The 22,779-nt window shown below is 74.3% G+C and carries 18 protein-coding genes; 9 read left to right on the forward strand and 9 right to left on the reverse strand.

Features of this window, described 5'->3' with window-relative positions; genetic code table 11:
* Positions 1-2: 2 nt before the first annotated feature.
* The 3 genes from AB0E91_RS21830 to AB0E91_RS21840 form a co-directional block, all read right to left on the reverse strand.
* Entirely contained in the window at positions 3-4,370 is a 4,368-nt protein-coding gene (locus AB0E91_RS21830) for a cation-translocating P-type ATPase (protein ID WP_361784251.1), read from the reverse strand.
* Between the two features lie 10 nt (positions 4,371-4,380).
* On the reverse strand, positions 4,381-4,899 hold the full coding sequence (locus AB0E91_RS21835; protein WP_361784254.1) for a hypothetical protein: 519 nt from the start codon (positions 4,897-4,899) through the stop codon (positions 4,381-4,383).
* A gap of 225 nt (positions 4,900-5,124) precedes the next feature.
* On the reverse strand, positions 5,125-5,898 hold the full coding sequence (locus AB0E91_RS21840) for a PaaX family transcriptional regulator C-terminal domain-containing protein (protein WP_361784257.1): 774 nt from the start codon (positions 5,896-5,898) through the stop codon (positions 5,125-5,127).
* Between the two features lie 89 nt (positions 5,899-5,987).
* Here AB0E91_RS21840 and AB0E91_RS21845 point away from each other — a divergent pair, with 89 nt between their 5' ends.
* Positions 5,988-7,655, forward strand: coding sequence for an acyl-CoA dehydrogenase family protein (locus tag AB0E91_RS21845; protein WP_361784260.1), 1,668 nt, complete (start codon positions 5,988-5,990; stop codon positions 7,653-7,655).
* 21 nt (positions 7,656-7,676) lie between these two features.
* Here AB0E91_RS21845 and AB0E91_RS21850 read toward each other — a convergent pair whose 3' ends face one another.
* Both AB0E91_RS21850 and AB0E91_RS21855 read right to left on the reverse strand, forming a co-directional pair.
* A complete protein-coding gene (locus tag AB0E91_RS21850) occupies positions 7,677-8,261 on the reverse strand; it encodes a hypothetical protein (RefSeq protein WP_361784263.1) in 585 nt (194 codons plus the stop codon).
* A gap of 264 nt (positions 8,262-8,525) precedes the next feature.
* Positions 8,526-9,434: a LysR substrate-binding domain-containing protein gene (locus AB0E91_RS21855; protein ID WP_361784266.1), complete on the reverse strand. Its 909-nt coding sequence runs from the start codon at positions 9,432-9,434 to the stop codon at positions 8,526-8,528.
* 168 nt (positions 9,435-9,602) lie between these two features.
* Here AB0E91_RS21855 and AB0E91_RS21860 point away from each other — a divergent pair, with 168 nt between their 5' ends.
* The 3 genes from AB0E91_RS21860 to AB0E91_RS21870 all read left to right on the forward strand — a co-directional run bounded on the left by AB0E91_RS21860 (position 9,603) and on the right by AB0E91_RS21870 (position 12,957).
* Positions 9,603-10,343: an acetoacetate decarboxylase gene (locus AB0E91_RS21860; protein ID WP_361784269.1), complete on the forward strand. Its 741-nt coding sequence runs from the start codon at positions 9,603-9,605 to the stop codon at positions 10,341-10,343.
* Between the two features lie 62 nt (positions 10,344-10,405).
* Complete coding sequence (locus AB0E91_RS21865; RefSeq protein ID WP_361784272.1) at positions 10,406-11,401, forward strand: 3-hydroxyacyl-CoA dehydrogenase NAD-binding domain-containing protein; 996 nt, start codon at positions 10,406-10,408, stop codon at positions 11,399-11,401.
* A 68-nt stretch (positions 11,402-11,469) separates the two neighbouring features.
* On the forward strand, positions 11,470-12,957 hold the full coding sequence (locus AB0E91_RS21870; RefSeq protein ID WP_361784275.1) for a CoA transferase: 1,488 nt from the start codon (positions 11,470-11,472) through the stop codon (positions 12,955-12,957).
* A gap of 65 nt (positions 12,958-13,022) precedes the next feature.
* On the opposite strand, the gene AB0E91_RS21875 is transcribed toward AB0E91_RS21870, so the two are convergent.
* Positions 13,023-13,700 carry a uracil-DNA glycosylase gene (locus AB0E91_RS21875; RefSeq protein WP_361784278.1) on the reverse strand — a complete coding sequence of 226 codons (678 nt, stop codon included), beginning with the start codon at positions 13,698-13,700 and terminating at the stop codon, positions 13,023-13,025.
* A 155-nt stretch (positions 13,701-13,855) separates the two neighbouring features.
* Between AB0E91_RS21875 and AB0E91_RS21880 the strand changes: the two genes are divergently transcribed.
* Positions 13,856-14,827: a BadF/BadG/BcrA/BcrD ATPase family protein gene (locus AB0E91_RS21880; RefSeq protein ID WP_361784281.1), complete on the forward strand. Its 972-nt coding sequence runs from the start codon at positions 13,856-13,858 to the stop codon at positions 14,825-14,827.
* Between the two features lie 142 nt (positions 14,828-14,969).
* Entirely contained in the window at positions 14,970-15,893 is a 924-nt protein-coding gene (locus AB0E91_RS21885) for a hypothetical protein (RefSeq protein ID WP_202485271.1), read from the forward strand.
* A gap of 179 nt (positions 15,894-16,072) precedes the next feature.
* On the opposite strand, the gene AB0E91_RS21890 is transcribed toward AB0E91_RS21885, so the two are convergent.
* Together AB0E91_RS21890 and AB0E91_RS21895 are read right to left on the reverse strand one after the other, a co-directional pair.
* Positions 16,073-17,116 (reverse strand): lactonase family protein, encoded by a 1,044-nt coding sequence (locus AB0E91_RS21890; protein WP_361784284.1) that lies wholly within the window; start codon positions 17,114-17,116, stop codon positions 16,073-16,075.
* Between the two features lie 116 nt (positions 17,117-17,232).
* Positions 17,233-18,720 (reverse strand): FUSC family protein, encoded by a 1,488-nt coding sequence (locus AB0E91_RS21895; protein ID WP_361784287.1) that lies wholly within the window; start codon positions 18,718-18,720, stop codon positions 17,233-17,235.
* Between the two features lie 271 nt (positions 18,721-18,991).
* Between AB0E91_RS21895 and AB0E91_RS21900 the strand changes: the two genes are divergently transcribed.
* Both AB0E91_RS21900 and AB0E91_RS21905 read left to right on the forward strand, forming a co-directional pair.
* On the forward strand, positions 18,992-19,471 hold the full coding sequence (locus tag AB0E91_RS21900) for an Lrp/AsnC family transcriptional regulator (protein ID WP_361784290.1): 480 nt from the start codon (positions 18,992-18,994) through the stop codon (positions 19,469-19,471).
* 149 nt (positions 19,472-19,620) lie between these two features.
* Positions 19,621-21,135, forward strand: coding sequence for an MFS transporter (locus AB0E91_RS21905; RefSeq protein WP_361784293.1), 1,515 nt, complete (start codon positions 19,621-19,623; stop codon positions 21,133-21,135).
* A gap of 326 nt (positions 21,136-21,461) precedes the next feature.
* Here the strand turns inward: AB0E91_RS21905 and AB0E91_RS21910 are convergent, their stop codons facing one another.
* Positions 21,462-22,250 carry a LysR family substrate-binding domain-containing protein gene (locus AB0E91_RS21910; protein ID WP_361784296.1) on the reverse strand — a complete coding sequence of 263 codons (789 nt, stop codon included), beginning with the start codon at positions 22,248-22,250 and terminating at the stop codon, positions 21,462-21,464.
* 58 nt (positions 22,251-22,308) lie between these two features.
* On the opposite strand from AB0E91_RS21910, the gene AB0E91_RS21915 reads away from it, so the two are divergent.
* Complete coding sequence (locus AB0E91_RS21915; protein WP_361784299.1) at positions 22,309-22,701, forward strand: DUF5997 family protein; 393 nt, start codon at positions 22,309-22,311, stop codon at positions 22,699-22,701.
* Positions 22,702-22,779 lie beyond the last annotated feature (78 nt).

Here is a 22,779-nt window from a genome sequence, read left to right on the forward strand (position 1 = left end):
GCTCAGGCCGCCGCCTCGTCCTCCTCCTTCGGCAGCAGCCGTACGACCGTCTCCTCCAGGCGCGGCAGGGCCCGCTGACCCGCCACCGCGAGGAGGATCGCCAGGGCGACGCCGGTCCAGGCGACGGGGCCGAGCGGGGTGCAGCCGACGAGGCGGCTGACGCCGGGGGTCTGGATGACGGCGACGAGGACGGCTGCCGAGCCGAGGGCGGTGACGCGGACGAGGGTGCTGTCGCGGCGGTCGAGGAGGGTCTGCGCGAGCTGGGTGCCGACCACCCCGCACAGTGCCATGGTGCTGGAGCGGCGGGCCGTGCCGGGCGTGAAGCGGCCGATCAGCCAGGCGGCGGTCGCGCCGAGCGCGGTGGTCAGGGCGCGGTGCCGGATCTGCTGGATCAGGGGTGCGCCGAGGACGCCGCCCGCCGCGTCCTCCGGGGTGGTGGTCCACTCCCCCGCCGCCGCGTCGTCGGGCGTCTTCGGGGTGACGGCGACCGCCATGGCCGGGAACAGGTCGGTGAACAGGTTGACCAGCAGCATCTGGCGGGTGGACAGCGGGGCGGTGCCCGAGACCAGGGTGCCGATGATGCCGAAGCCGACCTCGCCCGCATTGCCGCCGATGAGGATGGCGATGGCGTCGGCGACGCTGTGCCACAGCGAGCGTCCCTCGCCGATGGCGTCGATCAGGACGGTCAGGTCGTCGTCGGTGAGCACGATGTCGGCGGCGTTGCGCGCGGCGGCCGAGCCCCTGGCGCTGATGCCGACGCCGATGTCGGCGGCGCGGATCGCGGCGGCGTCGTTGGCGCCGTCCCCGACCATGCCGACCACCCGACCCGCGTCCCGCAGCGCCTCGACGACCTGGAGTTTCTGCTCGGGCGCGACCCGGGCGACGACTCCGGCGTCGCGCAGCATCCGGGCCCGGGTCCTGCGGTCGGCGGCGGCCAGTTCGTCGCCGGTGACGACCTCAGTGCCCTCGGGCCAGCCCAGGTCGCGGGCGATGGCGCGGGCGGTCTGCGGGTGGTCGCCGGTCAGCATGACGGGGCGTACGCCCTCCTCGTAGAGGCCGTGCACCAGGGCCCGGGAGGTCTCGCGGGGTACGTCGGAGAGCGCGAGGAGGCCGTTGAACCGCAGGTCGTGCAGCGGGTCTTCGAGGACCTTGGTCTCGTCCTCGTCGTCGGCGAGGCGGCGCGCGGCCACCGCGAGGACGCGCAGTCCGTCCCCGGCCAGGTCGTGCGCGGTGGCGAAGGCGCGGTCGGGGGTGCCCTCGCAGGCGGGGAGCACGGTCTCGGGGGCGCCCTTGACCACCAGCAGGCGGGGCCCGTCGCCCTCGCGGCCGACGGCGGCGGCGTAGCCCCGGCCGGCCTCGAAGGACAGGCCGCCGAGCTGGGTCCACTCGGGGTCGGGGCCCGCCGCGTCGAGGACCGCCTCGTCGGTGGCGTGGACGGGGCGGCCCGAGCCACCGTTCACGCGGGGGCAGGCGCGGGCGGCGCGCAGCAGGGTGCGCGCGGGGCCGGGGTCGTCGACGGCGCCGACCGCGCCCTCGGCGTCGGAGACCCGCACCAGGCGCAGCCGGTTCTCGGTGAGGGTGCCGGTCTTGTCGAAGCAGATGGTGTCGACGCGGCCGAGTGCCTCCAGGGTGCGCGGGGTGCGCACGAGCACGCCGTCGCGGCTGAGCCGCCGGGCGGCGGCGAGCTGGGCGACGGTGGCGACGAGCGGCAGCCCCTCGGGTACGGCGGCCACGGCGACGGCCACGCCTCCGCTGACCGCCTCGCGGACCGGGGTGCCGCGCAGCAGTGCGAGTCCGGTGACGGCGGCGCCACCCGCGAGGGTCAACGGCAGTGCCTTGCGGGTGAGTTCCTGGAGGCGGCCCTGCACTCCGGCGGCGGGGGGCGTACGGCCCGCGAGGTGGACGGCGCGGGCGGCCTCGGTGCGCTCCCCGGTGTCGACCACGACGGCGTGCGCGGTGCCCGCCACCACGGTCGTGCCCTCGAAGACCATGCAGCGCCGTTCGGCGACGGCGGCGTGCGGAGTGGGGTCGGGGTGCTTCTGCACGGGCAACGACTCGCCGGTGAGGGCGGACTCGTCCACCTCCAGGCCGTCCTCCCAGAGCAGCCGGGCGTCGGCGGGCACCACGTCGTCGCCCTTCAGCTCGATCACGTCGCCGGGGCGCAGCTTCCCCGCGTCGACGGTCACGGTGCCGCCGGCCGGGGCCTCCTCCGGCGGGGGTGCCACACGGGCCTTGCGCTGCTGTTCGGCCTGGAGCCCGGACAGGGCCCGTTCGGCGCGCAGCCGCTGGACTCCGCCGACGAGCGCGTTCAGGTCGAGCGCGCCGACGACGAGCAGGGCGTCCACGACCGAGCCGAGGATGGCGGAGGCGGCGGAGCCGACGGCGAGGACCGGGGTGAGCGGATCGTCCAGCTCACCGCGTACGGCCTGGCCGAGCTGCCAGCTCAGGCGGGCGGGGATGAGCGCGGGATGCCGTACCACGTGCCGGAGGGTGTGGCGGGCCGTGGCGAGCGTGCGTTCCAGGGCGGTGGGCGGGGCGTCGGCGGTGCGGTCCAGGCGCTCCATGGCCTCGTCGGGGCCGAGTTCGTGCCAGCGGACCCGGGCGCGCGGGCGCGGGGTGCGGGCGGAGGCCACGCCGAGGGCGGCCCAGATGCCGGAGAACAAGGCGGTGAGCGCGCCGGTGTCGACCGGCGCGTGCCGCAGTCCGGGCAGCAGCGAGTGGCGTCTGCCGTCGTGGCCGTCCCCGATGGCCACGAGGAGGCCGGAGAGCGCGGCGCCGGAACGGGCGAGGACCTGTCCGCGCCGGCTCACGTCGCGGGCGGCGGGGATCGCGGTCAGCAGCCGCCACACGTCGGGCAGTCCGTGCGGGGCGAGGACGTCGGCGCCCCAGACCACGGCGCCGCCGCGGTCGGTGAGCACCACGGCGATGTCGCTGCCGCGCAGCCCGGCCAGCACCTCGCGCTCCTCGGCGGTGCGCGGCCGGGCGACCGTGATGACGACGTCCTCGCGGCCGCCGGCCGCTTCGACGTCGTCCTCCTCGCCCGCGTCGGCACGCAGCGCGTACACCACGTCGTCCAGCGGGCGCCGGGCGTCCACCACCTGGTCGGCGAGCCCGGTGAAGTCCTCCAGGGCGGGGTCGTCCACCAGGACGACGCGGAGTCCGGCGCGGCGGGCCGCGTCGAGTACGGCCTCGGTCCACGGGTCGGCGATTCCCTCGTCGGTACGCAGCGCGCTCGGGTGGAGGACGAGGGTGCCGGCGGTCTCCAGCTGTCTCAGCCGCTCCGGGTCGCGGACGAGCACGCCGTCGCGGGCGAGGTACGTGCCGAACACGGCGTGGAAGGCGGCGGGCGCGTAGCGGGCGGCCTTGGGCGAACCCGCGAGCACGGCCTCGGCGGCGACGGACGTGTCGTGCTTGACCAGGAAGGCGGCCACCGCGCCGAGCACGCTGCCGATCGAGGCATGGGCGGCGTACGCCTGCGCCGGGGACTCGCGCAGCGACGGGCGCGGGGTGTCGTCGGCGGTGACGCTGACCCGGTCGGGGGCGCAGAGCTGGTCGTGGACCGTGTCGAAGGCGGCCGCGCGGGCCACGGTCTCGGCGAGCTGGCAGCCGCGCAGGGTGCCGTCGAGCACCAGGGAGGTGGGGGTCTGCCCGGCGGCGTGGACGGTGGCGTTCGCGGTGGCCAGCAGGAGGTCCATGCGGGTGGCGCCGATGCGGGCGCGCAGCAGGGCGCGGAAGCGGGGGTTCTCGCGCAGGAACGTCACCAGGGCGGTGAGCGCGCGGGGGGTGGGCGGCGTGCGCAGCAGGAAGGTGGTCACCGCGACGGAGATGCCGAGGATGTCGATGCCGAGGGTGGTCGCGGCGGCGCGCACTCCGGCGGGGTCGGCGGGGTGGGTGTTCTCCTCGGGGTCGCCGCCCGCCACGAGCAGTCCCTCGCGCTCCGCGAGGTCGGCCGCGTGGTCCACGACCCGGTCGAGGACGTCGTCCTCGGTGACCGTGACGACCAGCCGGGCCAGGCCCTCGTCCCAGTAGGCGAAGACCACGTCGGGGCGCTCCGCGAGGGCGACGGCGATCCGGCGGGCCAGGTGCGCGGTGCCGCCCTCGTGGCGTACGTGCTCCGGGTGGGCGGCGCACAGCGGGAGGTGGGCACGGGCGCCGGAACGCCAGTGGGCGGGGCCGCCGGGCAGGGCGGACCGCACGACCCTCGTGACACGGGCGGCCGTGTCGACGGTGCGCACACCCGCCCGGGCGGTGCCGACCACCGCGCCCGCCGCCATTCCGACGGCGGGCGCGGCGGCTCCCGCGAGAAGTCCGGGTACGGCGGGCAGTCGTCGGACGGCGGTGACCGGCGAGATCAGCAGCTTGAGCACCATTGCGGCGCCGTCAGAGGCTGGTGCGTTCGGGGCGGGCGGTGGGGCCGAGCGGACCCGTGGTGCCCTTGGCGTGGGCACCGGTGCGGGCCGGGTTCGCCGGAGTCGCCTTGACGGGGCCGGGAGGTTCCTGGTGGTGCGCCTCGGTACGGGGTTCCTGATGGTGCGCCTCGGTGCCGGAGCGGAGCGCGGCGCTGCCGAGGTCGTGCGCGGGCTCCTCCGCGGCCTCGTGGGTCTCCTCGGCCCGCGGTTCTTCCTGACCGTTCGCGTGCTGCGCCGGGCGGGGCTGGGTCAGCCAGGCCACGGCGGCTCCGGTGAGGGCGACCGGCCACTCCACGACACCGGTGACCCCCAGCACCCCCGCCCCCGCGTACACGAGCGCCCGGCGGCCGCGCGGGGACACCACGCCCACCTTGTCCAGCGTCTCCTGGGCCGCCTTGCCGACCATGGCGGCACCGGGCACTCTGCCCAGGACGGAGGCGGCGCCGCGCAGGGGCGCGGTGAGGACCGACGAGGACTTCCGCTCAGCCATGACTCTCCTCGGGTGCGTTCGCCTGCCGTGCCCCACGAGCACGCACACGCTGTCCACCCCCTCCTCCCAGGGAACGCCGGTGAGGGCCGGGCCGCCACTCGACCGGGGCGGGCGGGGTACGCGACGGGCCGGGGCGGGTGGGGTACGCGACGGATCGACGGGGGCGGCCGGGGTACGCAACGGAGTCCCGTCGGCCGGCGGAACTCCTCGCCCGGGCGAGCCCGCTCAGCCCGCCCCCGGCAGCACCGACAGTCCCGGCAGCCCCACCGGCCCTGCCAGTTCCCGCTGGTACCCCGCGTAGGCGGCCCGCAGCCGGTCGCCCGGCCAGTCCTGCGGGAGCAGCTCGGGCGGCAGTACCGGGTCGGTCAGCAGGTGGCGGACCATCGCGGCGTAGGCGGCCAGGCGGGTGGCCGGGGTCTCGGCCGCCGCCGCCCGGGTCAGCAGGGCGTGCGCGGTCGTCGCCCAGGCGGGCAGCGGCCACAGGCGGGCGACCAGGTGGGCGGCGGGCTCGTCGGGGCGGCCCCGGTAGGTCAGGGCGACCCGGTCCAGTTCCGGGGGGAGCGGTCGTTCCAGGTTGGCCGGGCGGAGCCAGACGCCCTCGCGGAGTTCGGCCAGGCGGAGTTCCCCGAGGCGGGAGCGGAGGTCGGCGCGGGCGGCGGGGTCGCGGCCGGTCGCGGTGATGACGACCATCTCCCAGTCGCCGTCCCAGTCCCGCGTCAGCGGACGTACCGCCTCGTCCTGGCGCCGCTGCCGCGCCAGCAGCCGGTCGCTGAGGCCGTACACCGCGTCCGTGCGCCGCAGGTCGCCCGCCGCGACCATCCGGCTGAGCGCGGCGCGCAGGGTGGAGCCGCCCACACCGAAGGGCTCGACCAGCCGGAGCAGTTCCTTCACGGGGAGCCGGGGCGGGTGCGCGCCGAGGAGCAGGCTCAGGACGACCGACCGCGCGGACAGGGGGCGCGGTGCGGGGGCGGTCCCGTGCGGCGGATCTTTCATGGACATGGACACGCACTGTACGGGCGGATCATTCTGTACGGGCGGATCGTTGTTGCACTATTGCTGCGGCCGTACGGTGAGTGCAACATGGCGGTATGGACCCGATGCCCGCGCAGCCACCGCTCCCGCCGTCGTCCGCCACCCACGACGTCACCAACCAGCCCCCGCCCCTGGCTCCGTACGACGCCTCCGACGACCATGCCCTCCTGGAGGGCCTGCGCCGCGAGGGCGCGGACTGGGCCGAGGAGGACGTCCGGCTGCTCGGTGTGCGGGCGGGCGGTGCGGAGGCGCAGGAGTGGGGCGAGCTGGCCAACCGGCACGAGCCGGAGCTGCGCACCCACGACCGCTACGGCAACCGCGTGGACGAGGTGGACTTCCACCCCAGCTGGCACCAGTTGATGGGCGCCGCCGTCGAGGCGGGCCTCGCCGGTGCCCCGTGGGCGGACGAGCGGGTCGGCGCGCACGTGGCGCGGACGGCGGGCGGGCTGGTCTGGGGGCACACGGAGGCGGGCCACGGCTGCCCCACGTCGATGACGTACGCCGCCGTACCCGCCCTGCGCGCCGAGCCGGACCTCGCCAAGGTCTACGAGCCGCTGCTGACGAGCCGGGTGTACGAGCCGGGGCTGCGCGTGCCCACCGAGAAGGCCGGGCTGCTCGCCGGGATGGGCATGACCGAGAAGCAGGGCGGCTCGGACGTGCGCACCAACACCACCGTGGCCACGCCGACCGGCGAACCCGGGGTGTACACCCTGCGCGGGCACAAGTGGTTCACCTCGGCCCCGATGTGCGACGTGTTCCTGGTGCTGGCCCAGGCGCCGGGCGGGCTCTCCTGCTTCCTGGTGCCCCGCGTACTGCCGGACGGCACCCGCAACACCTTCCGCATCCAGCGCCTGAAGGACAAGCTGGGCAACCGCTCCAACGCGTCCTCCGAGCCGGAGTTCGACCGTACGGTGGCGTGGCTGGTGGGCCCGGAGGGGCGCGGGGTGAAGACCATCATCGAGATGGTCAACTGCACCCGGCTCGACTGTGTGATGTCCTCGGCCACGCTCATGCGCAAGACACTGGTGGAGGCGGGTCATCACGCCCGCCACCGCAGCGCGTTCGGAGCCCGGCTGCTCGACCAGCCGCTGATGCGCAACGTCCTGGCCGACCTGGCCCTCGAGTCGGAGGCGGCGACGACGCTCACCCTGCGCCTTGCCGGGGCGGCGGACCGGGCGGTGCGCGGGGACGCCGGGGAGCGGGCCTTCCGCCGGATCGCCACGGCCGTCGGCAAGTACTGGGTGACCAAGCGGGGCCCGGCCTTCACCGCCGAGGCGTTGGAGTGCCTGGGCGGCAACGGGTACGTCGAGGACTCCGGGATGCCCCGGCACTACCGGGAGGCCCCGCTGCTGTCGATCTGGGAGGGCTCGGGAAACGTCAACGCGCTCGACGTGCTCCGCGCGCTCGTCCGCGAGCCGGAGAGCGCCGAGGCGCTGTTCGCCGAACTCGCCCTGGCCCGGGGCGCGGACGCCCGACTGGACGCGACGGTGACCGACCTCAAGCGGCAGCTGGCCGAGGCCGACCAGGTCACCGCCCGCCGTCTCGTCGAGCGCATGGCCCTCGCCCTCCAGGCGTCCCTTCTGGTCCGGCACGCCCCGCCCGCCGTCGCGGACGCCTTCTGCGCTACGCGCCTGGCCGGCGACTGGGGGCACGCGTTCGGCACGCTCCCGGCGGGGACGGACCTGGACACGATCCTGGAGCGGGCGCTGCCGGAACGGGGCTGACGGCAAAGGGGCCTTACGGCCTCACCCCGTCGTATGTCCCCACTGCGGTCCGAGTCTGGCCCACTCCGCGTCCCAGTGGGCCAGGCGGCGGCGCTCCAGGGCGGTGCGGATGACACGGCCGCAGATGAAGGGGGCGGCGCCCGCGGCCGTACCCACCAGCGCGCCGAGGAGCGTGGCGCGGAAGGTGGCCTCGGCGGCGGTCGCGGGGCGGGTGACGAGGTGGCCCTGCGGGTCGGTCCAGACGGTGACCGGGGTGCCAGCCGGGCTGCCGGGGGCGATGCGGACCTGGCCGGTGTGGGCGGAGCCGTCGTCCACGGTCCAGCGGACCTCGCCCCACACCCGCTCGCCGTCGGCCTCCGGCTTCCGCGCGGCGGACTTCCCGGGGACGCGCGAGACGACACGGGCGACGGCCTGGTGCCAGGTGGCGCGGTCGCGGGCGAGCCCGCTGTCCACCGACCGGGCCGCCGCGAGCCCGGACAGCACCCCGACGAGCACCGTCAGCGCCCAGGCGCCGAGCACCACCCATGCCTCCACCACGTCGACACGGCGTTTGAGCGGGTTGCGCCGCCAGCGCCAGAGCCACACCTGCGGACCACGGAACGCCATCAAGGGCATCCTCCTCACCGAACGCGCCGACCGGCCGTACCGTCCTCCCATACGGGCGGCTCCGCCCTGTTGCTCAGGACGGACCGCCTTCCCGACGGTCGCACGGGAGACACCTCGCGCGCAGGAACATCCGGCAGACCGCCCGGACGACCCCGGTCACCGGCCGGGCCAACCCCCGCCGACCTGCGCGGACTTGGCGGTGGGAGATCCAGGTCACCCGACGGAGTGGCCGAGAAACGACGACGCACTCCCCGGCACGGCTGCTCACTCCCCCGCGCGGCGGTCGATCAGCTCCAGCAGGCGCAGTACGGCCGCGTCGGCCTCCGGGCGGCGTACGGCTACCACGCTCGTCTCCAGGTACGACGACGCGCCCCGCAGCGGGACGAAGGTGACCCCGGGGACGGGGAAGCCGTCCAGCCGCCCGGGCAGCAGGCCGACGCACAGGCCGGAGGCCACATAGCTGTACAGCCCGGAGAGGTCGTCGGCCACCGCGCGCGCCCGGGGTGTGAACCCCACGTCGTGACAGCCGAGTTGGACCTGCCGGGCCAGGGTCGGCAGGGCCACCGGATCGGGCAGCACGAAGTCCTCGTCGCGCAGGTCGGCGAGGTCGATCCCGTCGGCCCCGGCGAGGGGGTGGCCGTCCGGCAGGGCGGCGGCGATGCGTTCCACCGCGAACCGCGTGCTGACGAGGTCGTCCGAGACGGACGCGGGATCACGGAGGAACCCGAGGTCCAGGGCGCCGGAGCGGACCAGGTCGGCCACGGCGACCGAGGAGTCGTGGTGCAGATGGACCCGCAGACCGGGCAGTTCCTCGGCCACCGCACGCAGGAAGCCGGGCAGGTAGAGGTGGCTGAGGACGCTCACGTACCCCACCCGCACGACGCCCTCCAGGCCCGCCGCCACCCGTCGTACCCGCTCGATCGCGGCGGACTGGGCGTCGAGGAGGCGCCGGGCGTCCACGGCGAACGCCTCGCCCGCCGGGGTCAGCGCGACCCCGCCGGGACCCCGGTCGAACAGCCGCACCCCGAGCCCCCGCTCCAGGCGCTGGATCGACTGGCTGAGCGGGGGCTGACTCATGAAGAGCCGCTCCGCCGCCCGGCCGAAATGCCGCTCGTCGGCCACCACCAGAAACTGTTCGAGGAGGCGCTTCGTCAGATTGATATCGTCAGCCATATCGAACGCTAGCCAATCATATATTGGACAGACCTGCGCGTGAGGCGTCCACTGGATACCAGGGGATGCCCCGCGAAACGGCGGCGGCTCTCCGGCACTACCGGTTCCAGCAATCTCATGCGGGAGAGGTCCGGGCGAGCACGGCGGCCCCCTCTCCCTGGAGGCCCCATGCGCAAGCAGGATGTCGCCCGGCTCTTCACCACCCCGGTGGATTCCCCGGCGTACGCGCCCACGCGGTACCGCTTCACCGACCGCGAGTACCTCAACATCACCTACCGCACCGACCCCGAGGCGCTGCGCCGCCTGGTCCCCGAGCCGCTGACGGTCCCGGAACCGCTGGTCCGCTTCGAGGTCATGCGGATGCCCGACACCACCGGCCTGGGCGACTACACCGAGGCCGGGCAGCTCATCACCGTCGAACACGAGGGTGAGCGGGGCGAGTTCAACCTCGCGATGTACGTGAACAGCGTCCCCGCGATCTCCAGCGGCCGCGAGTACAGCGCGTACCCGAAGAAGTCCGGCTCCCCGGCGCTTTACGTCGACTCCGACACGCTGGTGGGCACGCTGGACTACGGCAGCCTGCGCGTGGCCAACGCCACCATGGGCTACAAGCAGCGGGCGATGGACCTGGACGAGGCCCGCGCCGAGATCTGCGTGCCGACGTTCATGATCAAGACGGTGCCGAACTACGACGGCACCCCGCGCATCTGCGAACTGGTCCGCACCCGGATCACCGACATCACCGTGAAGAGCGCGTACACCGGCCCCGCGCGGCTCCAGCTCTTCGCGCACGTGATGGCGCCGCTGGCGGATCTGCCGGTGCTGGAGGTCGTGAGCGCCAGCCACATCCTGACGGATCTGTCCCTCAACCCGGTCGAGCCGGTCTTCGACTACCTCGCCCGGGCCTGAGCGAGTCCGCCTCCTTCCCCCTGCGAACTGCGAACCACGAGCTTCGAGAAAGCCGCGACACCATGTCCTCTGTTTCCGCACCCACCGCCTCCGGCCCCGCACCGGACTCCCGCAAGCGCGCCGCGATCGTCGGCGGTGGCGTCATCGGCGTCTCCTGGGCCGCCCTCTTCCTCGCGCACGGCATGGAGGTGGTCGTCAGCGACCCCCGGCCCGGCATCGAGGAGACCGTCCGCGCCGGTCTCGCCGAGATCGTCCCGACCCTGGACGAACTCGGGCTGCCCACCGAGCACTTGACCGACCGGCTCTCCTTCGAGGCCGACCTCGCGACCGCCGTCGCGGACGCGGACGTCGTCCAGGAGAACGGCCCCGAGCGGCTCGACCTCAAGCAGGAGATCTGGCGCACCGTCGAAGAGGCCGCCCCCGCACACGCGTTGCTCGCGACGTCGACCTCCAGCATCCCGGCGACCGCCATCGCCGCGGGTCTGCCGCAACCCGAACGGCTCGTGGTGGGGCACCCGTTCAACCCGCCGCACCTGGTGCCGCTGGTGGAGGTCGTGCCCGGCGAGAAGACCTCGCCGGAGGTGGTCCGCGAGGCCGTGGACTTCTACACCGCGCTCGGCAAGAAGCCGCAGGTGCTGCACAAGGAGATCCCGGGCTTCGTCGCCAACCGCCTGCAGTCCGCGCTGTTCCGTGAGTGCGTGCACCTGGTCGCGGAGGGCGTGGTGACGGAGGAGGAGCTGGACGAGATCGTGACCTCGTCCATCGGACTGCGCTGGGCCGTCGCGGGCCCCTTCCGCACCTTCCACCTCGGCGGCGGCCCCGAGGGCCTGCCCCACTTCGTCGAGCACCTGGGCCGCGCCATGGCCGACCACATGTGGCCCGCCCTCGGCAACCCCACGCTCGACGACGCCACCGTCGCGCTCCTCGCCGACCAGGCGCGGGACGCCTTCGGCGACGGCACCGTGGCGGAGCTGGCCGCCCGACGCGACCAGGCGCAGATCGCGCTGATGCGCGCCCTGGGAGAGACCCCGGACCGCCGGAACACCGACCCGGCCTGACCGCCCGCACCGGAACACCCCTGCCGGACAACCGCCTTCACCGCACCACACGCGAGAAACGCACACCCATGAACCTCACCGAGAAGATCACGCGGGCGATCAACGACCCCGCCACCGACGACGCGTTCGACGTCCACGCCGAGATGACCGACGTCCTCGCGGGCATCGGACTGAAGCCCGAGGACACCGGCGGCACGATCACCTTCGAAGGCGCCGACCCCGTCGTTCCCAGCACCCTGCGCCTGGGCGCCGCCTCCGGCATCGCCCTTGTCGCCAAGTCCGCGGCCATCGCCGCGCTGTGGAAGGACCGCACCGGTCGCGGCCAGGACATCCACATGGACCTGCGCGTGGGCCCGCACCGGCTGTGCCCGTTCTACGAACAGAAGTGGGAGCTGCTGAACGGCTACACCGGGGGCACCCCGTCGATCATCAACATGGCCCTCGCCAACAACTTCTACCGCAGCGCGGACGGCCGTTGGATGATGCCGTTCAACATCTATCCCAACATCAAGGTCGCCGCCGAGCGGCTGCTCGGGGTGGGTGACGTACCCGAGCACGTCGCCGCCGCGATCGCGAAGTGGGACGCCCGGGAGCTGGAGCGGGCGGGCGCGGAGGCCGGCTGCGTCATGCCGATGGTGCGCACCCCCGCCGAGATTCTGACGGAGCGTCAGTACACCGATGTCCTGGCCCACTTGCCGCTGGTGGAGATCACCCGCGTCGGCGACAGCGACCCCGAGCCGCTGCCCGCCGACCCCACCGCCCCGCTGGACGGCGTACGCGCGCTCGGCATGGGCCACATCATCGCCGGGGCGGGGGCGGGGCGCGCTCTCGCCCTGCACGGCACGGACGTGCTGAACCTGTGGCGGCCGTACGAGCTGGAGCACGACGTCACCTACCTGACGACGAGCGTCGGCGTGCGCTCCGCGACGGTGAGCCCGTACACCCCGGAGGGTCTGGCCCGCATCCATGAACTCCAGGCCGGGGCCGATGTGTTCTACGCCAACCGGCGCCCCGGCTTCCTGGAGTCCATCGGACTGTCCGAGGAGGAGTCGATCGCCCGGCGGCCCGGACTCGTCTACGCCACGGTGTCGCTGAACGGCCATGAGGGTCCGTGGAAGGACTACCTCGGTTTCGACCAGACGGCAGGCGCGCTCACCGGCCTGCTGCACCTGGAGGGCGACGGCGACCGGCCCGCACTGCCGCCCATCACCGTCGTCAACGACTATCTCGTCTCGTGGTTCCTGACGGCAGGCATCGCCGAGGCGCTGCGCCGCCGCGCCGTGGACGGCGGCAGCTACCGCGTCCACGTCTCGCTGTCCCGGGTGGCCCTGTGGATTCTGTCGATGGGCATCTTCGACCAGGACTACGCGAAGGAGATCGCGGGCACGGGCGAGCGGCACGCCTACCCGGACCCCGAACTGTTCACCGCCGAGACGCCGCTCGGCCACTATCAGGGCATCACCGACCAGGTGCGGATGTCGGACACCCCGGGCGCCTATCGGCAGATCCTCGTGCCGCGCGGCTCCCAGCGGCCGGAATGGCTGCCGGCCGCCTGATCCGGCGGTCCACCGTGCGACGGGATGCCGGGAATCACCAGGGTTCCCGGTGCCCCGTCGCGCCGCTACGGCAGGCGCCAGTCCACCGGCTCCGCGCCCTGCTGCGCGAGCAGTTCGTTGGCCCGGCTGAACGGGCGCGAGCCGAAGAAGCCGCGGTCGGCCGACATGGGCGAGGGGTGGGCCGACTCGATGGCCGGGTAATCGCCGAGCAGGGGGCGCGCGTTGCGGGCGTCGCGGCCCCACAGGATGGAGACCAGCGGCTTGCCGCGTGCGGCGAGGGCGCGGATCGCCTGCTCGGTGACCTCCTCCCAGCCCTTGCCGCGGTGGGCGCCGGGCTTGCGCGGGGCCGTGGTCAGCGCCCTGTTCAGCAACAGGACGCCCTGCTGGGTCCAGGGGGTCAGGTCGCCGTTGGACGGCCGGGGCAGGCCCAGGTCCGAGTGCAGCTCCCGGTATATGTTCTCCAGGCTGCCCGGCAGCTGCCGTACCTCCGGCGCCACCGCGAAGCTCAGGCCGATGGCCATGCCCGGTGTGGGATAGGGGTCCTGGCCCACGATCAGGACCCGTACATCATCGAAGGGCTGCTGGAAGGCGCGCAGGACGTTCGCCCCGGACGGCAGATAGGTCCGCCCCGCCGCCACCTCGGCACGCAGGAAGTCGCCCATGGCCGTGATACGGCCCTCCACCGGCTCCAGGGCCTTGGCCCAGCCGGTCTCAACAAGTTCACTCAACGGTCGTCGTGCCACGTCAAGTCACTCTAGTGGCCCCCACTGACAATCCGCCCCGGCGAGTGGAATGCGCGGAACAGCCGGGCCGCCCGGCGTACGCGCCGCTACTCTTCCTCCCCGTGAGCCGTGCGCCCGAGCGAGCCGACGTAGCCGGACGAGGACCGGCGTCCGCCGTGACGTCCGCCTTCCTCGCCGTGGACTCCGGTGGCTCCGGAATCCGGGTGGCGGTGGGCATCCCCGGCACGGGTCGTACGGCCGAGGCGGTGACCGGCGAGCCGGTGCGGACCACGGAGCGCGGCCTCGACCCGGCGCACCTCATGGCACAAGTCGCGCCCCTGGCCCGTACGTTGGCCGCCGAGGCCGGGGCGGACCGCATCTCCTGGGCCGTCGTCGGGGCCGCCGGGTTCGCGAGTCTGGGCGAGGCCCTGCGTGCCGAGCTGCCGGGTGCGCTCGCCCGGGAGTTGGGGGTACGGACCGTCGCTCTCGCCGCCGACGCGGTGACCGCGTACGTCGGCGCCCTCGGCCCCCGTCCCGGTGCCGTGCTCGCCGCGGGCACCGGTCTGATCGCCGTCGGCACGGACCTGACCGGCTGGCGTCGGGCCGACGGCTGGGGGTATCTGCTGGGCGACTGCGGCGGCGGGGCCTGGATCGGCCGGGCCGGGCTCGAGGCCGCGCTGCGCGCGCACGACGGGCGGGACGGCGGCTCGACCGCGCTGTTGGAGCGCGCGACGGAGCGGTTCGGGGCGATGGCCGGACTGCCCGCCCGGATCTATCCGCGCACCGACCGCGCCGCCGTGCTCGCCTCCTTCGCGCCCGCCGTGGGCGAGTGCGCGGCGCACGATCCGGTCGCGGCCGGGATCCTGCGTGCGGGGGCCCGGCATCTCGCCGAGTCGGCCGCCGCCGTGTGCCCGGCGGACGGGGAGCCCGAAGTGGCGCTCACGGGTGGCCTCTTCCACCTCGGCGAACCCCTACTGGCGCCCTTGCGCGAGGAGTTGGCGAAGCGGCTGCCGCACGCGAGGTCCGTACCGGCCGAGGGCGATCCGCTGCGCGGTGCGGTCCGGCTCGCGGAGGATCTCGCGGCCGACCGGTGCGATGTCCCGATTGCGCCGACCATGCTCCATGTGGTCACTATAAATACGGATTGAGTCCTCCGAAGCACCAACTGTCCGGTGCGGGGCGGGAAGAGCCGCCCCACCTGCGCAACTCATCAGACAAAACCGGACGGATACCGCTCACCTGCACCCTCCCCGAACAGGGGAGCACAGGAAACCAGTAACATGCGGCGCCATGAGCTCCCCCACTGGACCCGAGTCCGGCCTCCCAGTACGAATGCCGCGACCCCGCCAGCCAGGACGTCACCGTCGTCCGGAACCGCTGGTGGCTCCCGAGGACGCGCCCGCGTTCGTCCTCGCCGTGCCCGGCGCGCCCAGCGCCGCCACGCGCAGCCTCGCCGAGGAGGTCGTGAGCATCGCCCGCTCCGAGCTGCCCGGCCTGGATGCCCGGATCGGCTACCTGGACGGGGACGACGCGGACTTCCCGACCCTCAAGTCCGTGCTGGCACGGACCGCCGAGGAGCGCACCGCCCGCTACGAGCAGGCCCTCGCCGCCGGCAGTGACCCGAAGAAGCCGGAGGGCCCGGTCGCCGCGGTCGTCCCGCTGCTGGCAGGCCCCGACGGCGCCCTGCTGCGCCAGATCCGCCAGGCGATGATGGACAGCCGCGTCGCCGCCGAGCTGACCGACGTCCTCGGCCCGCACCCGCTGCTCGCCGAGGGCCTGCACGTGCGGCTCTCCGAGGCGGGCCTGGCCCGCGCGGACCGCGCCCGGCTGTTCACCGTGGCGACCGCGGCCGACGGCATCATCCTGGCCTCCGTGGGCGGCGAGGAGGCCGTGCAGGCGGCCGGTATCACCGGCATGCTGCTCGCCGCGCGCCTGGCCGTGCCGGTGATCGCGGCCGCTCTGGACCAGGAGGGCTCGATCGCCTCCGTGGCCGAGCAGCTGCGCGCGTCCGGCTCGCAGCAGCTGGCCCTCGCGCCGTACCTGATCGGTCCGGAGATCGACACGTCGCTGCTGACGGCGGCCGCCGAGGAGGTGGACTGCGCCACCTCGGAGGCGCTGGGCGCCTACCCGGCGATCGGCAAGCTCGCGCTCGCCAAGTACACGACGGCGCTGGGCATCGCCCCGGAGCAGCCGCAGGGAGCGCCGGTCCGCTGACGCGGCACGACACCCGTACGACATGAGGGCCCGCCCCGGGAGACCGGGGCGGGCCCTTCCGCATGCCTGAGCAAGGTCTTCCGCGTGTCCGAGCAAGGTTCTGCCGCGTGCCCGAGCAAGGTCTTCCCGCATGTCTGAGCAGGCCCTTGAGCGCGCCTGAGCGGGGTTCTCCGGGCCGTTCAGCCGAAGATCACGCAGGAGGCGGCGGGGACCTCCAGGGAGCCGTCGTAGCGCGGCAGGCCGCTCTTCCCGTCCACGGTGAACCAGGTCACGCCGCCGGAGCGTTCGTGGGCGGCGTAGAGACGGCCGTCGTGCTCGGCCAGGGCGCGCGGCCAGTGGCCGCCGCTGGGGACGGTACCGAGCGGCCTGAGGCCGTCGCCCTCGACGCGGAAGGCGGACAGGACGTCCTCGCCGCGGGTCGCGGTCCACACGTGGCGGCCGTCGGGCGCGACCACGATGCCGGAGGGGTAGGCGTCCCCGGCCGGGGCGCCGGGCAGGACGGGGACCTCGGTCAGCGGCCGCAGGGAGCCCGCGCCGGAGTCCCAGCGGCAGACGGTGACGGTGGGGGTGAGTTCGTTGACGACGTAGGCGTGCGCGCCGTCGGGGTGGAAGACCAGGTGGCGGGGTCCGGAGCCGGGCCGCAGGGCGATCTCGCGGTGCAGCACGGGCACGCCCGCCTCCAGGGCGCACACCCGCACCGAGTCGCTGCCGAGGTCCACGCTGACGGCCCAGCGCCCCTCGGGGTCGGCCTGCACCTGGTGGGGGTGCGGACCGCGCTGGCGGCGGTCGTGCGGGCCCGAGCCGGTGTGCTGGAGCTGTCCGGAGGGGGCGGGCGCGAGGGTGCCGTCGGAGCGTACGGGGACGGCGGTGACGGTGCCGCTGCCGTAGTTGGCCGTGAGCAGGTGACCGGCATGCAGGCCGAGGTGGACGGGTCCGCTGCCGTCCACCGGCACGGGCGGCCCGGCGGGCTCCAGCTTGTCCCCGCGCACGCGGTACGCGGCCACCGCACCCTCGGCCGTCTCGCTGACCGCGTAGAGCATGTCCCCGGCGGGAGACAAAGCGAGGTACGACGGGTCGGGCACGGCGCCGAGGCCGCCGGTGCGGATCAGGGCGCCGTCGTCGGGCCGGACCTCGGCGGTCACCAGACCGGGGCCGCCGGCCGCCGTGTACGAGCCGATGAACGCCCGGCGGGGCACCTGTCCGCGTTCGCCGCTGTCTGCCACCTTGTCCCCTTTCGGTCCGAGAACAGTGCCGACGCTAGCAGCAGGTCACAACCGGTCTGGACCAAATGGCGGAGGGGTGCGCGCCGGGACGGCGGGGGCACGCGCAGGGGTGCGCGTCAGGCGCCGACCAGCCGCGAGGGCGCCGGGGCGTGCAGCGGCTCGGCCAGTTCGGCGAGGGCCCGCTCCAGACCGTGGAGGTGGGCGAGGGCCGGTTCGGCCGGGGTCTCGGCCGGGCGCAGGATGTGCCCGGCGCCGCCCTCGGTGAGCGCCTCGACGGCGGCCTCCACGCGCCAGCAGGCGGCGGCGAGCCGGGCGTCGTGCGAGGCCACGGGGTCGGCGGCGACCGCGACCAGGCCGCGCACCTCACGGGCGCAGTCGTCGAGGAGCGCGAGGACACGCCGCGCGCGCCGCTTGCGCCACAGGAGCGGGTTCATCGGGTGGGTCAGCGGTGCGACGGAGAGCCGGACGCGGCCCAGGAGCTGTTCCAGCTCGGCCACCCGCGGGGCGGGGTCGGCGTCGGCCCCGGCGAGGCGGGCGGCGGCCTCGGCGGTGCAGGCCCGCACGCAGTGCAGGGCGCGCTGGATCGAGGCGTCGGTGGTGCGGTGGGTGGTGACCGGCAGCACGAACAGCACGGCGAGCGCGGCGCCGACGACACCGACGGCGGTCTCGGCCACGCGCAGCGCGAGCAGGGCGGGGCCGAGGACACCGAACAGGCCGTAGAGGAGTTCGGCGAGGAGGGTCACCCAGAGCATCATCCAGGTGTAGGAGACGGCGGCCGTGTAGAAGATGCCGAAGACGGCGACCGCGACGAGTACGGCGCTGGCGACCGGCGCGCCGTGCACGGGCATCGCGACGAGCACGCCGAGGGCGACGCCGAGCAGGGTGCCCAGGACGCGCCGGAAGCCGCGTACCAGGGTCTCGCCGCGCGAGGCGGTGTTGACGAAGACCCACCAGGTGGCGCCGACGGCCCAGTACCAGCGCTGTCCGGACACCAGCTGCCCGATGACCAGCGCGAACCCGGCCCCGGCGGCCGCCTGGACCGCCTGCCGGGTGGTCACGCGGGCCAGGCCGGTGCCGCCGGGCGGCGCGGGTGCGGCGGCGGGGGGCATCCGGCGCTCGTAGCACCACAGGCCGAAGCGCACGGCCGAGGCCGCGAGCAGGGAGAGCAACAGGGCGGCGTACAGCTCGGGCAGCCGGGCGGGGGTGACCCGCAGGAACTGGCCGACGAAGAACATCATGAACCCGAACACACCGAGGCTGTGTCCGCGTGCCCCCCAGCGGCGGGCGTAGACCCCGGCGCCGACGACGGCGATGAAGGCGAAGTCGCGGCCGACCGGGTGGGTGTGCAGCCCGGCGGCCAGCGCGAGCACCGGGATGCCGACGACGGGGAGCAGGGCGGTGGTGACGGCCTGGCCGCGCACGGTGGCGTCGGCGACGGTGAAGAGCGCGAGCAGCGCGGCGAGTCCACCGGCGACCATCCCGACGAGGGAGTGCCCGGCGAGACCGCACACGAGGACCGCGAGCCCGATCCCGAGGACCGCGCGCGCGGCGAAGCGCAACCGCGTGTGTCCCGGGTCCGGCGCCACGAACACCTTCTTCAGCACTGCTGTCGCCCCCTTGTGGCCGTACGCACGAAAAAGGCGCCGCGGTGATCCGCAGCGCCATCGACCTGACTATATGAGCATCACAGGGCCACTTGGCTCAACTGGCACCCGATTTGCTGGGCCATTGGACCAGTGAAGTCCATGAGTGCGGAGCCGGTGGCAGACCAACGGCCCAGGTCGCACGGCATACCGAGGAGGCGCCGCGCTGGGCCATTGGTACAGTCGCGGTGACCTACGCGATACGGGCGCGGTACGAGGAGGCGGGAGCGTCATGGCCGTGGACGAACTCGACACGCGCATCCTGCGGTTGCTGCTCGAGCAGCCGCGCACCAGTGTGCGGGAGTACGCGCGCGTGCTCGGTGTCGCCCGGGGCACGCTCCAGGCCCGCCTGGACCGCATGGAGCGGGACGGCGTGATCACCGGCACCGGGCCCTCCCTCTCCCCCGCCGCGCTCGGGCATCCGGTGCTGGCGTTCGTGCACATCGAGGTCACGCAGGGCCATCTGGACGATGTCGGCGAGGCGCTGGCGTCCGTGCCGGAGATCGTGGAGGCGTTCTCGACCACCGGCGGCGGGGATCTGCTGGCCCGGGTGGTGGGGCGGGACAACGCCCATCTGGAGGACGTCATCCAGAAGCTGATCAGCGTGCCGGGCGTGGTGCGCACCCGCACCGAGGTGGTGCTGCGCGAGCGCGTGCCGTACCGGCTGCTGCCGCTCGTGGAGTCGGTGGGGCGGGCGGCGACGCGCTCCTGACACCGGCCGGACGGGCCCGGGCGGCCACCGGGCGGGCGACGGACGGGTTTCTGGCGGGCCCCCGGCGGGCGACGGGCGGGTCTCCGGCAGGCCCCGGGCGGGGCGGATCTCCGCGCGCGCCATGGGCGTCGACTGCCTAGCGTGATCCCATGACTACAGTCCAGACCCACCCGGCCACCGGCGACCGACGGCGGTGGCAGGCGCTCGCGGTCTGTCTCACGGCGGGCTTCATGACGATGCTCGACAGCTCGATCGTGAACGTGGCCCTGCCCTCGATGGAACGCGGCCTGGGCGCCGACGCGGCCGACGTGTCCTGGGTGGTGTCGGGCTTCGCCCTCACCTTCGGGCTCGCGCTGGTCCCGGCGGGACGGCTCGGTGACGTGCGCGGGCGGCGGGCCGCCTTCCTGTTCGGGCTCGCGCTGTTCACGCTGTCCTCGGTCGCGTGCGCGCTGGCGCCGAGTGCGGGCTGGCTGGTGCTGTACCGGCTGGTGCAGGGCGCGGCCTCGGGCGTCATCGCCTCGCAGACGACGGGGCTGATCCAGCAGATGTTCCAGGGCGCCGAGCGGGCGCGCGCGTTCGGCCTGCTGGGCAGCGTGGTGGGCGTCTCCACGGCGGTCGGGCCGCCCGCCGGCGGGCTGCTGATCGAGGCGTTCGGCGTGGCGGACGGCTGGCGCTGGATCTTCTACATCAACGTGCCGATCGGTGTCGCGGCCTTCTGCGCGGCCCTGCGGCTGCTGCCCCGCACGCCCGTGGCGCCGGGCCGCCCGCGCGAGGGAATGGACCTGCCCGGGGTCGCGCTGCTCGGCGCGGGCATGCTCGCGCTGATGCTGCCGCTGGTGCAGGAGCAGCAATGGACCGGCCGCGAGAAGTGGGCGCTGCTGCCGCTGGCGGGGCTGCTGCTGGCCGCGTTCTGGCTCTGGGAGCGGCACCAGGGGCGGCGCGGGCGGGCCCCGCTGGTCGACCTGAACCTCTTCGCCCTGCGGTCCTTCACCCTCGGCGTGCTGCTGAACGTGGTGTACTTCGCGGGCTTCACCACCGTGTTCTTCGTCTACACCCTGTTCCTGCAGAACGGCCTGGGCTACGGCGCGCTCGGGGCCGGACTGGCCTCGCTGCCGTTCGCGGTCGGCTCGGCGGTGGGCGCGGCCCGGGGCGGCCGGCTGGTGGTGCGGCACGGGCGCAAGCTCGTCGTCGTCGGGCTGAGCGCGGTGGTGTTCGGGCTGCTCGCGGTCATCGTGGCCGTACAGGCGGTACCGGGTCGCGGCGCGGCCTGGGCGGCGGCACTCCCCCTGCTGATCGCGGGCCTCGGCTCCGGCGTCACCATCTCCCCCAACACCGCCCTCACCCTCACCCGGGTACCGGTCCAGCGGGCCGGTGCGGCGGGCGGTGTCCTGGTCACCGCCCAGCGTGTCGGCTCGGCGGCGGGCATCGCGGCCGTGGGCGCGGTGTACTTCGCCCACCTGGCCAACGCCGGCAATCCCACGACGGCCCTCCAGCTCGGCCTGCTCACGGCGGTCGGCATCATCCTGATCGCCCTGGCCCTGGCGGTGGCGGACCTGCGCGAACGCCGGAACCACCCGGAGCCGACGACGGCCGCTACTGCCCCGGCGGCCACACCCGGGGGCGGCCCGACGGCGGCTGCGGAGGGGGCAGGGCGGGGGGTCTGAGCGGGACGGGATGCCCGGCAGCCTGGGCTCGACACACGGGGTGGTGTGACCACTCAACACACGGGGTGGTGTGACCACTCGACACACGGGTGGTGTGACCAGGGGCGATGAACCCGGCGGGGGGGCCGAAGCCGAGGCGGACCTCGCTCCGCGCGGGCCCACGCGGAGCGGCGCGCTCGGCGCGGTGAAGACCTCCGCACGCAGCGCCGCCGAACGCCGCGCGGCGACCTGGCGGCGCCCCGCCACAGGTCCGGGAACCACGCAGGGCCGAGTCCGCTGCCCCGAGGCCGGTACGCCTGGGAACCGAGCCTGGCCCGGTCCGTCGCTCAGGACCTGCGACGAGGCTTGCCCGTACCCCTCCCGGAGGTTCCGGCCCGGCCACGGGTGCCCCGACCCGACGACTTCGCTCCGCCCGACGACTTCGAGCCGCCGGAGGCCTTCCCGCTCTTCTGACGGCTCGGCTCCGGGCGCTTGCGCTCCTGCTTCGGCTGCTCGGTCGCCGTGGAGCGTCCCCGCGTGCTGTTGACCGTGCGGCCGCGCACGATGCCGATGAAGTCCTCCACCAGGTCGGTGGTGGCCTCCTCCGGCCAGGAGAGGGCGATGCTGGACTGCGGGCCGTCGGTCAGCGTGCGGTAGGTGAGGTCCTTACGGTGGTACAGGCGGGCCAGTGACTGCGGCACGACCAGGAGGCCGACGCCCGCGGCGACCAGCTCGATCGCGTCCTCGGTGGTGGCCGGCCGCTCGAAGGCGGGCTCGCCGGGCGGCGCGTCCCAGTCGAAGACGTCGTCCAGGGGGTGGAAGAGGACTTCGTCGGCGAGGTCGGCCACGGTCACCTCTTCGCCCGCCGTGAACAGGTGATCCTTGGGGAGGACGACCACGGTGGTCTCGGTGTAGAGCGGGATCGCGCTGAAGAACGTACGGTCCACCGGCAGCCGTACGAACGCGGCGTCCGCGTCACCCGCGCGCAGCAGCCCGTCCGTCTCCGCGGCCGGGACCTGAAGCAGGGTGAGCGGGATGTCCGGCAGCCGCTCGTTCCAGATCCGCGCCCATTTGGCGGGCGTCACTCCGGGAACGTACGCGAGCCGGAACGACGGTGTTTCCTCCGAGCCTGTCACCAGACCAGGCTACCGGCCCCGGTCGGCCCACCCGTACGCGGCCGATACCCTTGACCTCATGAGTTCGCAGCAGAGCACCCAGACGATGAAGCCCGCCACCGCGGCGAAGAAGCTGGGTGTGTACCTCCCCGCCACCCCCGCCGAGTTCCAGGAGGGTGTCGTTTCGCGCGCCGAGCTGAACGAGCTCCAGGCCAACCCGCCCGAGTGGCTGCGCGAGCTGCGCCAGAACGGCCCCCACCCGCGCCCCGTCGTCGCGGCCAAGCTCGGCGTGTCCATCGCCGGTCTGGCGCGCGGCGGTGTCACCGACGCGCTGACCACCGAGCAGATCGACGCGCTCAAGGAGGAGCGTCCCGAGTGGCTGGAGAAGGAGCGCGCCACTCAGGTGGAGGTCCGCAAGGAAGCCGTGCGGATCAAGAACCTGAAGCAGGAGAAGGCGGCCCGCGAGGACTGACCCCGCCCGCACCGCACACGCCCCCTGGCCTGGCCGGGGGGCGTTGTCAGTGGTGCCGCCTACAGTCTTCTGCACTTG

It is taken from the genome of Streptomyces sp. NPDC026659 (genome assembly GCF_040638245.1).
Classification (GTDB): Bacteria; Actinomycetota; Actinomycetes; order Streptomycetales; family Streptomycetaceae; genus Streptomyces.